Origin of the sequence: Microvirga sp. BSC39 (assembly GCF_000739015.1) — a bacterium.
Classification (GTDB): Bacteria; Pseudomonadota; Alphaproteobacteria; order Rhizobiales; family Beijerinckiaceae; genus Microvirga.
The window spans coordinates 1-13,785 of sequence record NZ_JPUG01000078.1 but is presented as its reverse complement, the minus strand read 5'-3'; the positions used below and the strand labels follow the sequence as shown (position 1 = coordinate 13,785).

At 65.2% G+C, this 13,785-nt stretch carries 14 protein-coding genes; 2 read left to right on the top strand and 12 right to left on the bottom strand.

Going from position 1 to position 13,785, the window contains the following annotated elements; genetic code table 11:
* The first annotated feature begins 79 nt into the window (after positions 1-79).
* Positions 80-793, top strand: coding sequence for a hypothetical protein (locus MA07_RS24110; RefSeq protein WP_036358107.1), 714 nt, complete (start codon positions 80-82; stop codon positions 791-793).
* Between the two features lie 196 nt (positions 794-989).
* Here MA07_RS24110 and MA07_RS24105 read toward each other — a convergent pair whose 3' ends face one another.
* Entirely contained in the window at positions 990-1,187 is a 198-nt protein-coding gene (locus MA07_RS24105) for a hypothetical protein (RefSeq protein ID WP_036358104.1), read from the bottom strand.
* 42 nt (positions 1,188-1,229) lie between these two features.
* A complete protein-coding gene (locus tag MA07_RS24100) occupies positions 1,230-1,880 on the bottom strand; it encodes a PRC-barrel domain-containing protein (RefSeq protein ID WP_244445354.1) in 651 nt (216 codons plus the stop codon).
* A 149-nt stretch (positions 1,881-2,029) separates the two neighbouring features.
* On the opposite strand from MA07_RS24100, the gene MA07_RS24095 reads away from it, so the two are divergent.
* A complete protein-coding gene (locus MA07_RS24095) occupies positions 2,030-2,296 on the top strand; it encodes a hypothetical protein (RefSeq protein ID WP_152569006.1) in 267 nt (88 codons plus the stop codon).
* 250 nt (positions 2,297-2,546) lie between these two features.
* Here the strand turns inward: MA07_RS24095 and MA07_RS24090 are convergent, their stop codons facing one another.
* The 10 genes from MA07_RS24090 to MA07_RS24045 form a co-directional block, all read right to left on the bottom strand.
* Positions 2,547-2,933 carry a YbaN family protein gene (locus MA07_RS24090; protein ID WP_036359079.1) on the bottom strand — a complete coding sequence of 129 codons (387 nt, stop codon included), beginning with the start codon at positions 2,931-2,933 and terminating at the stop codon, positions 2,547-2,549.
* Between the two features lie 126 nt (positions 2,934-3,059).
* On the bottom strand, positions 3,060-4,352 hold the full coding sequence (locus tag MA07_RS24085) for an amidase (RefSeq protein WP_036358098.1): 1,293 nt from the start codon (positions 4,350-4,352) through the stop codon (positions 3,060-3,062).
* Positions 4,353-4,452: 100 nt separating this feature from the next.
* Complete coding sequence (locus MA07_RS28160; RefSeq protein ID WP_160195492.1) at positions 4,453-6,555, bottom strand: HWE histidine kinase domain-containing protein; 2,103 nt, start codon at positions 6,553-6,555, stop codon at positions 4,453-4,455.
* 37 nt (positions 6,556-6,592) lie between these two features.
* On the bottom strand, positions 6,593-7,642 hold the full coding sequence (locus tag MA07_RS30295) for a histidine kinase dimerization/phosphoacceptor domain -containing protein (RefSeq protein WP_052003492.1): 1,050 nt from the start codon (positions 7,640-7,642) through the stop codon (positions 6,593-6,595).
* An 8-nt stretch (positions 7,643-7,650) separates the two neighbouring features.
* Positions 7,651-8,100, bottom strand: a complete 450-nt coding sequence (locus MA07_RS24070) for a response regulator (protein WP_036358095.1) — start codon at positions 8,098-8,100, stop codon at positions 7,651-7,653.
* Positions 8,101-10,347 (bottom strand): ATP-binding protein, encoded by a 2,247-nt coding sequence (locus MA07_RS24065; protein WP_036358092.1) that lies wholly within the window; start codon positions 10,345-10,347, stop codon positions 8,101-8,103. It lies immediately after the preceding gene.
* On the bottom strand, positions 10,344-10,910 hold the full coding sequence (locus tag MA07_RS24060) for a biliverdin-producing heme oxygenase (protein WP_036358089.1): 567 nt from the start codon (positions 10,908-10,910) through the stop codon (positions 10,344-10,346). The genes MA07_RS24065 and MA07_RS24060 overlap by 4 nt, the downstream gene beginning before the upstream one ends.
* Positions 10,907-11,662: an ABC transporter permease gene (locus MA07_RS24055; protein ID WP_036358087.1), complete on the bottom strand. Its 756-nt coding sequence runs from the start codon at positions 11,660-11,662 to the stop codon at positions 10,907-10,909. Before MA07_RS24055 ends, MA07_RS24060 begins: the two co-directional genes overlap by 4 nt.
* A complete protein-coding gene (locus tag MA07_RS24050) occupies positions 11,659-12,600 on the bottom strand; it encodes an ABC transporter ATP-binding protein (protein ID WP_036358085.1) in 942 nt (313 codons plus the stop codon). Before MA07_RS24050 ends, MA07_RS24055 begins: the two co-directional genes overlap by 4 nt.
* Positions 12,587-13,762 carry an ABC transporter permease gene (locus tag MA07_RS24045; RefSeq protein WP_036358082.1) on the bottom strand — a complete coding sequence of 392 codons (1,176 nt, stop codon included), beginning with the start codon at positions 13,760-13,762 and terminating at the stop codon, positions 12,587-12,589. The genes MA07_RS24050 and MA07_RS24045 overlap by 14 nt, the downstream gene beginning before the upstream one ends.
* Positions 13,763-13,785 lie beyond the last annotated feature (23 nt).

Below are 13,785 nucleotides of genomic sequence, written 5' to 3'. Positions count from 1 at the left end.
GCCTCAAAGTTGCCGCGATTGCCCCGGTATGAGCGGAGCGTCACACATCGCGTGATTTGCGGAGCGAACCGTCAGCACCATGAGTTCTTCGCCACAGTCTCGAGACGGCTTTGCCTTTCCCTGGTCTGCTGACGACCGGTCGCGCCATGAACTCGTCGAGAAGCTCGAACAGGTCTACAGGCTTTGCCATCTGCGCTGGCGCATCGTGCAGCAATACGGCGAAGCGGCCCGCCCTGCGCTTCGGCAAATCGGCAGGGTGCTCGATCAGACAGCTCTGGCTACTGCGTTGATCGTGCTCCCCAAAGTCTTTGCCGAGTGGGACAGGCTGCGCCCCATCCTGATGTCAAATGCACGAACCCTGCTTCCCTTCGTTCCGCTGGTGAAGAGCGCTGAGGACGAGGCCCTGGAGCAGGACCCGATCTGGCACCTGCTGGGGGAGTTCAAAACGCTTGCGCCCGACCAGCAGGACAAGGCCGCCCGGAACCTGGCGCTCCTGTGGGGACACTTCGAGGATACCTTCGGGGGCTTGAGCGGATTCCTGGCGGAGCCGCAGACCGAGCAGGCGCTCTATCTCGACAAGCTCGACACGGCTTCCCGGCGCATGAGGCTCGCCCGGGGGTCGGACGTGGCTTTCCATTATGTCACCGTCGAAGTGATGCGCCTTTACGTGGTCTGCCTGCGGACGAGGCGCTCGGATCGGGCTGCCCTCGCGCTCGCGACCTGCGCCGCCACTCTGATCAATCGCGGGCGCATGATGACACCGGCGATCACGCATCAGCCCGCAGCGGCGTAATGCAGGAGCCACACAGGATCTTGCGATCCACGTTCGCGGACCGCTGAGTCGAGCCGGCACCACAAAGAAAAGGCCTGAACGGATGACCGTCAGGCCGTCGAGTTGCCAGAGGGAACGAAGGGATTCAGGAGATCAACGGCCAAGCCTCGAGCCGGTTCCGCGATCATGCACGTTTCCGCGATTCTGCGCGAAACCATCAACGCGGCGCAGCCTCGATCTCGTTCTGCTCGACGACGCGCTCGATCATCTCCATCTCGCCCTTGATGCAGTAGAGCGGCATGCCGCCGGCTGTTGCCGGAAGCAGGCGCAGCACCCTGAAGACATCGTTCGGAAGAGCGCGGCAGGATGGACCGGGCCTGACGGCCTGGCCGACTTTGAACACATGCGCGATCATGGCCATCCTCCAAGATATGCAAGATATGACGGAGCGACGATGTCAGATCGGCCCTCGCGGGATGTCGTGCCAGTAGTCCCGCATCTCCTGCTCGCGCCGGCGGTCTGGCCAGACCGTATCGTCGCCGTAGAAGGCCGGCGCACCCTGCACCTGCGCCTCCGTCACGTCGGTGCGATAGCCCTCGAATTCCTTGTCGTAGGACAGCTTGTCCCACGGGATCGTGCGGTGATGGACACCCAGTCCGAAGAAGCCCCCGAAGGTGACGTCGACATAGAGCACGCGACCGCTCACCTTCTCGATCAGGAGGCGCTTGATGGTGCCGATCTGCGTCCCGTGCGGATTGTAGACGGCGGTGCCTTCCACCCGGTCGCTTTCGATCACCGGATGGGATGAGGTTGCCCGGTTGACAGCCCCCCAGAGGTAGAAGCCGTTCTCCAGAATCCCGGCCGCAACGATGGCGCGGCTGATGCCCTGGTTCCACTCCTCGTTCGGGCCGATCTGCTGCGTGAGGACCCATGGCCCCACATCGGCCGGCAAGGCATCGCCTGTAGCCGTTTCGGCGAATCCGCGGAGACCGGGCTCCGCCTTGGATTGGAACACGTAATAGGTTCGCATGAGCGCCTCCCCTGCAACAGGATCGATCGCCTCGCCCCCTTCCCAATCGATGAGCCGCCATGAGGCCTGCTCTTGCACCAATTGTAGACCTCAACGGCCCGACATCAAACAGGGAACATCATGTCGCAAGGCTGCGGCTTGCATCGTTGGAAGAAAGATCGTTCGATGGTAAGCTCGAAGTCGAGCAAAGTGGGCCTCTTATCGCAGGGAAGGAACAGGTGGCAGACTTGGCGATATCCTTGCTGGTCGTCCTCGCGGGCGCCATCGGAATGCTCCTCCTGCTCCTGACCTGGTTCGGCAGCAGAAGCATCACGCCGGAGATCGAGGACGATCTCGATCCTATTCTGGGACCCAGGGATCCCACGGCCATCTATGAATCGCACAGTCCCTTCATCCCCATGCCGGCTCACCTGAAGACGAGCGATCAGATGGTCGATTGGATGACCAAGGAACTGCCGAAGCTGACGGCGGAGATCGCGAATCCGCGCAGCTGAATGAACTTGTCGGCGCTGAGTCGTCGTGAGATTTCAGGGAAACATCAGGGCTGAGGTCACGATGCTGGCCGCATAGGCCATGGCAATCAGAAGCGGTGCGACCATCGCGGCCGAGGCAAGCAGGAAGACAGACAGACTGAGACTGCGCACGACATCCCTCCCCGTGAAGATGCCAGCAGCCTAACCGGAACCATGACCGCAACATGGCGCAACCCTGGCCAAATGCGAGAAGCCTCCGATCCCACTCGTCTCAGGCTTCCGGGATCCGATCTTCCGGCCTGTCACGTGGGACCGGGCGCGTGGCGATGTAGAGCGCAACGCTCCCCATGATGATCGCGAGAATGAAGGGCAGCGATTCGATGTCCGTCAGCCACAGGACGAAGCCGTAGGAGACGGCCAGCATACTCAAGGCATAGATCTTGGCGCGTCGCGGAATGGCCTTCTGATCGCGCCACGTGGTCAGCAGATGCCCGAAGCGGGGATGCCTGTAGAGCCGCTCGGCGAGAGCCGGATTCGACCGGGCGAAGCACCAGACGGCGAGGAGCACGAACGGCGTCGTCGGCAGAACCGGCAGGAAGATCCCGATCACCCCGAGGGCAAGGCTTGCGTAGCCGAGACAGAGATAGAGGTGGCGCATCATCCGGCTCGGACTCTCCAGGGCGTGCAGAAAGGATCATAACGTCTGTTGGCCTGATCGGTGCCAGCGGCCCGATCGACGCGATCTTTCCCGCCTCGGACGAAAGAGGATGTCGGTGCGGTTGGGTCAGCTGGCCAATACGCGCTCCACGCCGGCCGCGATCTCCAGCAGGCGGCGATCCTGCCCGTGGCGCGCCACCAGCATGAAGCCCACCGGGCGCTCGCAGCCGGCCACGGGCAGCGAGATGGCCGTGAGGTCGAACTGATTGCAGAACATCGGGTTGCGCAGGATGTGCCAGTCCGTCTTGTTGTAGAGCCTGTCGTCGGCCTCGAGCGGCGCAATCAGGGGCGCCGAGACGGCCGTGGTCGGCAGCGCCAGCACGTCGACCGGCGACAGCCGCTCGTCCATGGCGGCAGCCAGCGCCCGGCGGTGGCGGATCATGCGGATATAGGCCGGTGCCGGAACGGTGCCGCTGCGCGCAATCGACCATCGCACGCGCGGATCGATCTCCGCGGCCTTGGTCTCCAGCCAGTCCGCGTGAACCTCGGAAGCCTCGATGGAAGCAATCGACGCTGCGGCGGTCGTCTCCGCCATCGCCGTGAGCAGATCCTCGATGCTGTGGTCGTCGATTTTCGCGCCGGCCTGGGACAGGCGGCTCAACGCTCTCTCGAAGGCCTGCTCCACGAGCGGTTCCGTGTCCGCGAACAGGCGTCCCCGTGGAATGCCGATCCGCAATCCCGACAGAGGGTGGGGGCTCACCGTCCACGGCTCTTCGCCGGCCAGGATGGCGTCCGTGGTGGCGCAGTCCTGAACGGACAGCGCGAGCGGCCCGACCGAGTCCAGCGACGGCGAAAGGGGAAAAGCTCCGTCCAGCGGCACCCGGTGCGCGGTCGGCTTGAACCCGACCACGCCGTTGAGCGCCGCCGGAATGCGCACCGACCCGCCGGTGTCGCTGCCGATGGAGATCTCGCTCGTGCCCTCCGCCACGGTGACGCCGGCACCCGAGGACGAGCCGCCCGGGATGCGCAGGGGATCGGCCGCATTGCCCGGCGTGCCGTAATGCGGGTTGAGGCCGAGGCCCGAATAGGCGAACTCAACCATGTTGGTCTTGCCGAGAATGACGGCACCGGCCTGGCGAAGACGGCGGACGATGACGGCGTCCCTGGCCGCCGGAGGGCTGTCGCGCAGGGCGATGGAGCCCGCGAGCGTGGTCTCGCCCGCCACGTCGAACAGATCCTTGATCGAGACGATGGCCCCATCGAGCGGGCCCAAGGAAATGCCCGCATTCCGGCGCGCGTCGGCAGCGTCGGCAGCGGCCAGGGCCGCATCCCGGTAGAGACGGACGAACACGCGCTCGTCGGCGGCCCGCGCGTCGAGACGCTCCAGGATGGTTTCGAGCTTGCTGCGGATGGTCGTCATGAGAGCACCGGATGGTTCAACTTAGAACATCGTGCTGACCCGGAGAGCTGTGTCAACGACCCAGAGGGCACACGATTGAAAAGCAGCCGGTTTTTCCGCCTCAGGACGCATAGCGCTGCCGGGTCTCACCGGCATCGTCGGCATCGGCCATCATGGTCTCGATCGGGAAGGTGATCACGCAGCGAACGCCCGACGGGGCGAAATCGAGCTTGATCTCGCCTCCGAGCTGCTGTGCTAGGCCGCGCTGAATGAGCTTGGTTCCGAAGCCCTGACGCTCCGGCTCTTTCACGGTCGGGCCGCCGCTCTCTGTCCATTCGACGAGGAGCGAGGGCGGGACGGTTCCCGACGTGACAGCCCACATCACATGCACCTTTCCGTCCGGAACCGAGAGGCTGCCGTATTTGACGGCATTCGTCGCCATTTCGTGGATGGCGAGCCCCAAGGCCAGCACGGCGCTCGGCTGCAGGTTGATCCTCGGCCCCCTCAGGCGAATGCGTTGGCGGATGGCGTCCTGATAAGGATCAAGCTCGTTCTTCAGCACATCTTCCAGGAGCGCGCCCTGCCAGTGGGTGGTCGTCAGAAGATCGTGAGTCTTGGCGAGCCCGTGGAGACGATCCATGAAGGCGTTCCAGGCCGCAGGATCTGTGTTCTGAGCCGAACGGCGGGTCAGCGAGGCCACCGACTGAACGGTGGCCAGCGTGTTCTTCACGCGATGGTTCAACTCGTGCAGCAGAAGCCTCTGTCGTTCTTCGGCAAGCTTGCGCTCGGTGATCTCCTGCGAGACGCCGACCATGGACAACTGGCCGTTCTCTCCCATCCGCGTCCGCCCGCTGACACGGATCCAATGCTCGCTCCCGTCAGGCCAGATCGTGCGATACTCCACATGAAGGTCCGTGTTGTCCGCGATCGCCTGCGCGACGGCCTCGGCCTGCATGGCACGGTCTTCGGGATGAATGGACGAGACCAGATCCGCGTAAGAGAACGGCTCGTCGCGGCCGCGGCCGAAATTGGCCCGGCAGGTCGCGGAGGTGATGAAGGTGCCTGTCTCCGGCGTGAACTCCCAGGAGCCGAAATGCCCGGCATTGAGCGCCAAGCGCAGGCGGGCTTCGCTCTCCGCCATTTGGGCGAGAACGTCCTCCCTGTCGCGCTCGTGTGTGCGGATATCCGCCGATGCTTCTGCCAGCGCCGTCCTGATCGTGTCGAACTCCAGAACCTGGGTGCTGTCCGGACCGGAGACGCTCTCCCGGCGGCCGAGCGCCTGGGCTGCCGCAACGAGCTGATCCACGGGTCTCGCAATGGCCCGTGCCAGAAGGGCCGCCAAGATGAGCCCGCCGAGGACAACCCCGGCCAAGATCATGAGCCAGAAGAGCGAGCGCTGGATCGACTGCGCCAGCTCCGAGGTCGGGACGCTGATGATGAAGGACCAGCCATAAGCCGGCGACTGGTTGAAATAGGTCCGAACCGCAACGCCATCGAGCGTGACGCTCTGGAGGATGCCCTCGGAGGACGCAGCGAGGGCATCCTGAACATTGGCGCTGGCCATCTGGCCGACGAACCGCTCCGGCGCGCGGGACCGGGCCACGATCCGCTTGCCGCGGTCGAGCACGGCGGCATTCCAGCCGTCGACGATTCTCTGATCGCGGATGATGTTCTGAAAAGCCTCGGGCGTGATGGCGAGCGTCAGGATATAGGCCACCGTCTCGTCGATGATGACCGGGGCATCGATGGTGATGAGGCGCTCTCCCGACAGGGAGCCCGTATAGAGATTCGAGACATGGGGCTCGCGCGTTTCCCGAACCTGCCGAAGAACATCCAGTCGGTTGCTGTCCGGCAGGCGGACGCCGTATGGGACTCGGGTGTTGAAGACGGTGCGACCGTCCGGCTCGAAGAGAGCGATCCAGAAAGGATCTGCGAGACGAGCATCCTTCATCCGTCTGTAGAAACCCTCGAAGTCGCCACTGGCAATGGTTGGCGATTGGGCGAGGACCCGCATGACCAGTACCGACTTGTCGATTTCACGATCCAGCAGCAGGCTCATGGCCCGGGCGGTTTCCTGCATGCGCTGGTCGACGGCCTGCTGCTCGGCCCTGTAACCCGAGTAGAAGCCTCCGGCCGCCACCAGAATGATCGGCAGCGAGATGGCGAGCACCAACCCCCATAGCACCTGACGCAGGGATGTTCGGGCTCTTTCGGGACGATCCATCGCGTTCGTTCCGGCTCTGGGTTCCCGCACCATGAAGCTAGCTCACGTCCTGCGCCGGCATGGTGACGCGCACGAGAGTCGCCGGCTCGCTCAGCGGCCATTCCACCTGGGCATCGAGCTGGCGTGACAGGGCTTTCAGGATCGTGCCGGACGCGCTGTTCTGCGCCGCCTGCTTCTCCTCCGGGCTGAAGGCATCGTCCGAGAGCTGGAACAGCAGAACCCCGTCCCGGATGCGCAAGGTCAGCTTCAGCTTGCCGTGACGCTCCTGGTAGGCGTGGCTGAGGGCATTGACGACGATCTCATTGAACAGGAGCGCGATGGGGGCCGCCTTGGCGGGCTCGACCTCCACGTTCTCGACCTCGAATTCCGGTACGATCCTCACGTCGGGAAGCGCAGACGTGAGTTCCTGGCAGAGTCCCTTTGCGAAGCTGGACGCGTCGAAGCGCGCCGCGCCCCTGCCGTCATAGAGATCCCGATGCGCCGCAGCCAGCGCCTGCAGACGCTCCCTCATGCGACTCAGCACCTGCCGCACATGATCGTCGTCGGCCTGGCGGATCTCGATCCCGATCAGGGACAGGAGGAGCTGGAGGTTGTTCTTCACCCGGTGGTCGAGTTCGTGCAGAAGCGCCGTCCGCTGCTCGAGAAGCGTCTGGAGGGCATCCTGCGCGTGCCGCTTCTCCGTCCGCTCGTGGGCCTCGGCAAGGGCGCGCAGAACCGTGCCCGGGAGCCGGTCGAGGCTGTGCTTGAGCACGTAATCCGTGGCGCCGCGCTTGAGCGCCTCGACCGCCACCTCCTCGCCGAGCGCTCCGGACACGAAAACGAAAGGCGTGCCGAGAGCCCGCGCCTGCGCGATCTCCAGCGCGCTCAACCCGTCGAAGGCAGGCAGCCTGTAATCGGCCAGGATGATGTCCCAGCGCCCGTCCTGCACCGCTCTCGTGAAGTCCGCAGCCGTGTCGACGCGCTCCACCGCGATATTCAGGTCAGCGGAGGCCAGAGCCTCCGTCACCAGCTCAGCATCGAGCGCGCTGTCCTCCAGGAGGAGGATGCGCAGGATCGGGCCGGACTGGGGATGGGCCTGCACGCTCATCGGTGGCGCTACCCTCCGTTGCGCCGCGGCGGCGGTTCGTTGAGGATAGCCCAGAACACGCCGAGATCCTGGATCGCATCGAAGAACTCGCGGAAGCCCACCGGCTTCACCACGAAGGCATTCACCCCGAGCTCGTAGCTGCGCACGAGGTCGCTCTCTTCCCGCGAGGAGGTGAGCATCACGACCGGGGTCTGCCTGAGATGCGGGTCGGACTTCACCTTCTCCAGCACCTCGAGCCCGTCGATCTTCGGCAGCTTGAGGTCGAGCAGGACCACGGCGGGGTCGCTGGTGTTGCGGCTCTCATGGGCGCCGCGGCGGTAGAGGAAGTCGAGCGCCTCGGCGCCGTCGCGCACGATGACGACCTCGTTGGCAAGCTGGCTCTGCTCCAGGGCTGCCAGGGTCAGTTCGAGATCCTTCGGGTTGTCCTCAACCAGCAGGATCGGTTTCAAATCCGGCATTCACGCCGCTCCTTCAGTCATAATATGGTCCGGCAGGGCGATGGAGAAGGTCGCGCCGCGGTCGAGCGCGCCTTCGGCCCAGGCCCGGCCCCCGTGCCGTTCGACGATGCGGCGAACATTGGCGAGCCCGATGCCGGTTCCCTCGAAGTCTTCCATCCGGTGCAGCCGCTGGAAGACGCCGAACAGCTTGTCGATGTACTTCATATCGAACCCGACGCCGTTGTCCCGCACGAAAAACACCGTCTCCCCGTCGTTGCGCGTGGAGCCGATCTCGATGCGGGCCTTCTCCCGGGGGCGGGTGTATTTTACCGCGTTGTCGAGAAGATTTTCAAACACCAGCCGGATCAGCACCGGATCGGCCGTCACCTCGGGCAGGTCGCCGATCACCCAGTCGATCCGGCGACTGGCCGCATGCACGGTAAGCTGCTGCCGGATTTCGTCGATCAGGTGATGGATGTCCACCCGACGGGGTTTCAGGGCCGTGCGGCCCATCTGCGAGAACCGCAGCAGGTTGTCCACGAGGGTTCCGGCCGTGTAGGCCGAATCGATGATCGTGTCGATGTAGCGCTTGCCCTTCTCGGACAGATCCGCCCATTCCTGCTTCTTGAGGAGTTCGGAATAGCCCACGATGTGCCGGAACGGCGCGCGCAGGTCGTGGGAGACCGAATAGGAGAAGGCCTCCAGCTCCTTGTTGGAGCGGCGCAGCTCCTCGGAGATGGACGCCAGCTCCTCGGCCCGGCGCAGCACGATGCCCACGATGGCGTTGCGCAGCTCCCTGACCGCCTCGATCTCGCTCCGGTCCCAGGCGAGAGACTGCTCCCGCACGGTCTCCTTCCAGATCTCGAAGGAGCGGCGCGGGTGGAGCCGCGAGGTGCCGGCTTCTTCCTGCACGGGCTTCTGGGGATTGCCGCCCCATTTCACCGTCTGCACCACCTCGGGACGGAACCAGAGCACATAGCTCGAATGCGCCTTCGAGATCGAAATCGACAGGAGGCCGCTCGCTCGATCCGTATAGGCTTTCGCCGCCGGGTAGACCTGAGACAGGCAGTCTGTCGCAAAGACATCCTCCTGGTGGTGACGCGAGAGCCAGGCGAACAGGGTCCTGACGTCCTCCTCGGCGGGAGTCTGGCCGAGACACCAGCAATGGTCCTGCGTGAGGACGGCCGCACCTTCCGCTCCTGCGAGGAGCATGAGGTCGTCCGGATGGTTCACGAGACCGGCGATGAAATGGTCCTCCGCCGCCATATGGGCGAGAAGCCGCGTCTGCACGGCGCCGAGACGCACCCGGTCTTCGGCAAGCGTCGTGTTCTCGCGCGCCTCGAGCTGCAGGGAGAAGATCTGGGTAAGGAAATCGCAGGCGTTGCGCACCTGCAGCGAGACCCGCTTCGGCGCCTTGTTGTGGCAGGAGATCAGGCCCCACAGCTGGCCGTCGCGCAGGATCGAGATCGACATGGAGGCGAGCGTCCCCATGTTGCGCATGTATTCGAGATGCACAGGCGAAACGCTGCGCAGCACCGAGTCGCTCAAGTCCAGCGGCTCAGGGCTCCGCGACTGGATCGGGACAGGCGTGTAGTTGGCATCGGATATGATGCGCAGGCGGTTGCGCCGATAAAGCTCCCGCGCCTGGGCCGGAATGTCGGAGGCCGGAAAGCGCAGGTCGAGATAGGACGGCAGGACCTCGTTGCGGTCCTCGGCGATGACGGTGCCGTTCCAGAGCTCGTCGAAGCGGTAGATCAGCACCCGGTCGAACCCCGTCATGCGGCGGATGTCCTGCGCCGCGAGACCGCACAGGACATCGATGCTGGAGGCGCCCTGCAGCTGTTCCACGAAGCGGCGCAGGGTGGGATAGAGCGAGTCGAGGCTCGAGACGGCCTCCGGGGGCGTCTCCTCAAGTTCCAGCACGGCACATTCGCCCGAGCGGGAGATCGCGGCCTCGTAGGTCCGCTGGCCCTGGGCTGTCGCAATCTCGACCGTGCGCAGATAGCGCGTGGTGCCGGCCGGAGGCGGATCGGCGAGCGGTGCCTCGAATTCCCGGCTCAGATCCGGCAGGATCTCGGCGAAGGGCCGGCCCAGGGTGCCAGCCGGGTCGAGCCCGAAGACCTCCGCGATGTTGGTGCTGGCATAGGCCAGGGTCCGGTCAGCGAGCCGAACCGCCAGAAGGAGCCCGTGCGGCTGGATGCTGCCCGGGATGTGGATCGGCTCGCGCTCGCAGGCGGTCAGGTCGATATCTTGCGTCTGCAGGGTCATAGGGTCTCGCACAGCCAGTCATGCATTACATCGAAGGTCTTCTGTGCGGACTCGACGATCAGATCGTCGACTTCCGGCGACGATGCTTCCAGAAGCACCTCGCCAAACGACTTCCACATGGCCGCAATATCACGTCCGTAGCTGCGGAAATAGGCGCAGCCCGTCTCCGCGGTCAATCCGAGCCGGCGCTCCACGTCACGCGCGATGATGGCGCCGCCGAGCGTGGAACCCTCGACTACATACATGCTTCCCAGCACCGCCTCCGGGGCTGGAAGCGGCATCAGAGGCTGGCATTGTGGCAAACGGATGATGTCTTCAGATTTTAGTCCTAGGGCCTCGAGATCCTGGACCAGGAGCTGCGTCTTGCGGCGGCGCTCGAAGAAGCCCCGGTCGGGCGCCTTGCCGGCTGCATTCTCCTCCCAGGCCTTGTGGAACCCGTAGAACCGGATCAGCAGGTCCCGGTAAGCATCGCGCGAGGCGATCCGGCGGTCGAGGTCCATCGCTGCCTCGATCCGGTCGTGCGCCGCCCGGGTCTCCAGCTTGAGTCGCGCCAAAATCGTCATGCAATCTCGTCCAAGGGACGGCCCAGCCGCCTGGCAGCCGCCCGCTCGGCCAATCCCAACCCGTCGTGAATCAAAACGGCCAGCAAGGCAACCACCAATCCACCCTGAAGGATGAACGCGACATTGTTGGATTGAAGCCCGGCGATGATCACCTCCCCCAGCCCTTTCGCCGCAACGGTGGAGCCGATGGTGGCGGTGCCTAAGCTGATGATGACCGAGAGGCGGATGCCGGCAAGAATCACCGGCAGGGCGAGCGGCAGTTCCACCTGCCACAGGCGCTGGCGCGCGTTCATGCCCATGCCCCTGGCGGCATCGAGCGTGCGGGGCGACACCTCCGTCAGGCCGGCCAGCGTGTTCTCGAAGATCGGCAGGAGGCCGTAGAGAAACAGCGCGATGAAGGTGGGCTTTTCCCCAAAACCCACGAGCGGCACGGCGATCGCCAGCACCGCGATGGGCGGAAAGGTCTGGCCGATATTCACGAGGCTGCGAGAGAGCGGCAGGAACTCGCGCCCCGCAGGGCGGGTCACGAAGATGCCGAGCGCCACCGCCAGGATTGTGCTGGCGAGCGTCGCCAGGACCACGATGCGCAGGTGCGACAGGGTGAGAGCGAGCAGGCTGCCCTGATTGTAGATGGCCGGTGCGTTGTTGGCGGTCAGCGGCGCGAATGCGAAGGCGAAGAGCTGCGGCGCCGTCACGAAGGCCACGAGCAGGAGCAGCGCCGCAATGCGCAGGATGACGGCACGCGCGCTCATGACAGGGACGCCCGCCCGTGCTTGAGGATGCCGTCGACGCTGATGCGCCCTATGGGCGCACCCGATGCGTCGGCCACGGGAAGAGCGGGGAGGCCGCGCCAGATCAGCCGCGCCAGCGCATCGCGCAAGGTCGCCGTGACGATGATCGGTTCTCCCTCTGCGGATCCGGGCTCCATCGCATCCTTCACCGTCACGAGGGACAGCAGGCGGAAAGGCCGCTCCGCCGTGCCCACGAGCTGCTCGACGAAGGCTTCCGCCGGATGGGTCAGCAGATCGGCAGGCTTTGCATATTGCAGGAGGCGCGCCTGATCCATGACGGCGATGCGGTCTCCCAGATGGAAGGCTTCGTTCATGTCATGCGTGACGAGCACGATGGTGGTGCCGAGCCGCCGCTGGATCGTCAGAAGGTCGTCCTGCGCCTTGCCGCGAATGACAGGATCGAGGGACCCGAAAGGCTCGTCCATCAGGAGAAGCGCGGGCTTTGCTGCAAGCGCGCGAGCAACGCCGACGCGCTGCTGCTGGCCGCCGGACAATTGATGCGGAAATTTTTGCGCGAACTCGCTTGGCTCAAGCTGAAACAGATCGAGCAGTTCCTCGACGCGGGCCGCGATGCGCCGCCTGTCCCAGCCGAGAAGGCGCGGCACCGTACCGATGTTCTCGGCGACCGTGCGGTGCGGGAACAGCCCGTAGCCCTGGATGACGTAGCCGATGCGATGACGGAGCTCATCCTCCGGGACGGTTGTCGTGTCCTGTCCGTCGATGAGAACGCGACCCGCATCGGGAGCGACGAGCCGGTTGATCATGCGCAGCAGGGTCGACTTGCCTGCCCCCGAGGTGCCGACGACGACCGCAATCTCACCCTCCCCGACCGTGAAGGACACGTCATCGACCACGATGGTGTCGCCATAGCGCTTGCTGAGATGCTCAATCTCGATCATGCGCGCCCCGTCGTGTCAGGTCGATGATCGCGTCGAGAACGACGGCGGCGGCAAAGGACAGGGCCACGGTCGGAAGGGCCCCGAGCAGCACCAGGTCGATGGCCGACTGGCCGATGCCCTGGAACACGAAGGTGCCGAAGCCTCCTCCTCCGATCAGCGCGGCGATCGTGGCAAGCCCGAAGTTCTGCACCAGCACGATGCGGATGCCCGCCAGAATGAGGGGCAGCGCGAGGGGAAGTTCGATTTGAACCAAACGCTGCCGCCACGACAGGCCCATGCCGCGCGCGGCCTCGGTCACATCGGCCGGCACCTGGCTCAGGCCTGCCATGGTGTTGGCCACCAACGGCAGCAGGGAATACAGGAACAGCGCGATGAAGGCGGGCGCCGCGCCGATGCCCCGAATACCGAGCGCTGCGGCCAGCGGAACATTCGCCGCAAGATAGCCGAGAGGCGCGATCAGAATGCCGAACAGTGCGATGCTCGGAACCGTCTGCACGATGCTGAGCCCCTGCACGATCGCTGCCCGCAAGACGCGAAAGCGATGGCTTGCGAGGCCCAGCGGCAATCCCACGAGGCACGCGGCCAGCATCGACCCGAAGGCGAGCCACAGATGCTGGCGCGCCTCGCGCCAGAAGCTCTCCGCCCGGTTCGCATATTCCTTCATCAGGGAGAGGTCGCTCCAGGCTCCCGAGAGCAGCAGAAGCGCCAGCGCTCCGGCGGCGATGCTCAAAGCCGCAAGCCTGCCCCAAGGCCCGAAGCGCAGGCGCGTCAGCGCGTCGGCGGCCAACAGCGCAAAGGCGAGGGCGAGAAGCCAGAAGCCGAGAGCAGGCGACACGCGGGCGAAGGTGTTGCCCGCCGGCGTGACGAAGCCGGCGGAGAAGCCGACTGCGGGGAAGATCACGGACAATCCGAGGGAGGCGGCGGCCAGCCGCACGAGGGCCTTGCGGGCCAGCACCGCGCAGAGCGCGACGCCGAGCACCACCGCGATGGTGCCGACAGCGCCTGCGGGCGGCAGGGCATCGACGAGCAGGCGCCCTTCACCCGAGACGATGCGGTTGGCCCGGTACGTGACGAAGGGGCTCGCGAAGAGCGCAACGCCAATGAGCCCCGCGATCACGCTCCCGAGCCGGTCCAGGTGCAAGGTGGGGCGCAGGGTGGTCATGCCGGGCGCGGTGGTTGGGGTGG

Excerpts from the sequence above, each read along its gene's own strand:
- MA07_RS24045 (WP_036358082.1), bottom strand. The coding sequence starts at position 13,762 with ATGACCACCCTGCGCCCCACCTTGCACCTGGACCGGCTCGGGAGCGTG.
- MA07_RS24070 (WP_036358095.1), bottom strand. The coding sequence starts at position 8,100 with ATGCCGGATTTGAAACCGATCCTGCTGGTTGAGGACAACCCGAAGGAT.
- MA07_RS24105 (WP_036358104.1), bottom strand. The coding sequence starts at position 1,187 with ATGATCGCGCATGTGTTCAAAGTCGGCCAGGCCGTCAGGCCCGGTCCA.
- MA07_RS24090 (WP_036359079.1), bottom strand. The coding sequence starts at position 2,933 with ATGCGCCACCTCTATCTCTGTCTCGGCTACGCAAGCCTTGCCCTCGGG.
- MA07_RS28160 (WP_160195492.1), bottom strand. The coding sequence starts at position 6,555 with ATGGATCGTCCCGAAAGAGCCCGAACATCCCTGCGTCAGGTGCTATGG.
- MA07_RS24060 (WP_036358089.1), bottom strand. The coding sequence starts at position 10,910 with ATGACGATTTTGGCGCGACTCAAGCTGGAGACCCGGGCGGCGCACGAC.
- MA07_RS24055 (WP_036358087.1), bottom strand. The coding sequence starts at position 11,662 with ATGAGCGCGCGTGCCGTCATCCTGCGCATTGCGGCGCTGCTCCTGCTC.
- MA07_RS24085 (WP_036358098.1), bottom strand. The coding sequence starts at position 4,352 with ATGACGACCATCCGCAGCAAGCTCGAAACCATCCTGGAGCGTCTCGAC.
- MA07_RS24050 (WP_036358085.1), bottom strand. The coding sequence starts at position 12,600 with ATGATCGAGATTGAGCATCTCAGCAAGCGCTATGGCGACACCATCGTG.
- MA07_RS30295 (WP_052003492.1), bottom strand. The coding sequence starts at position 7,642 with ATGAGCGTGCAGGCCCATCCCCAGTCCGGCCCGATCCTGCGCATCCTC.
- MA07_RS24110 (WP_036358107.1), top strand. The coding sequence starts at position 80 with ATGAGTTCTTCGCCACAGTCTCGAGACGGCTTTGCCTTTCCCTGGTCT.
- MA07_RS24065 (WP_036358092.1), bottom strand. The coding sequence starts at position 10,347 with ATGACCCTGCAGACGCAAGATATCGACCTGACCGCCTGCGAGCGCGAG.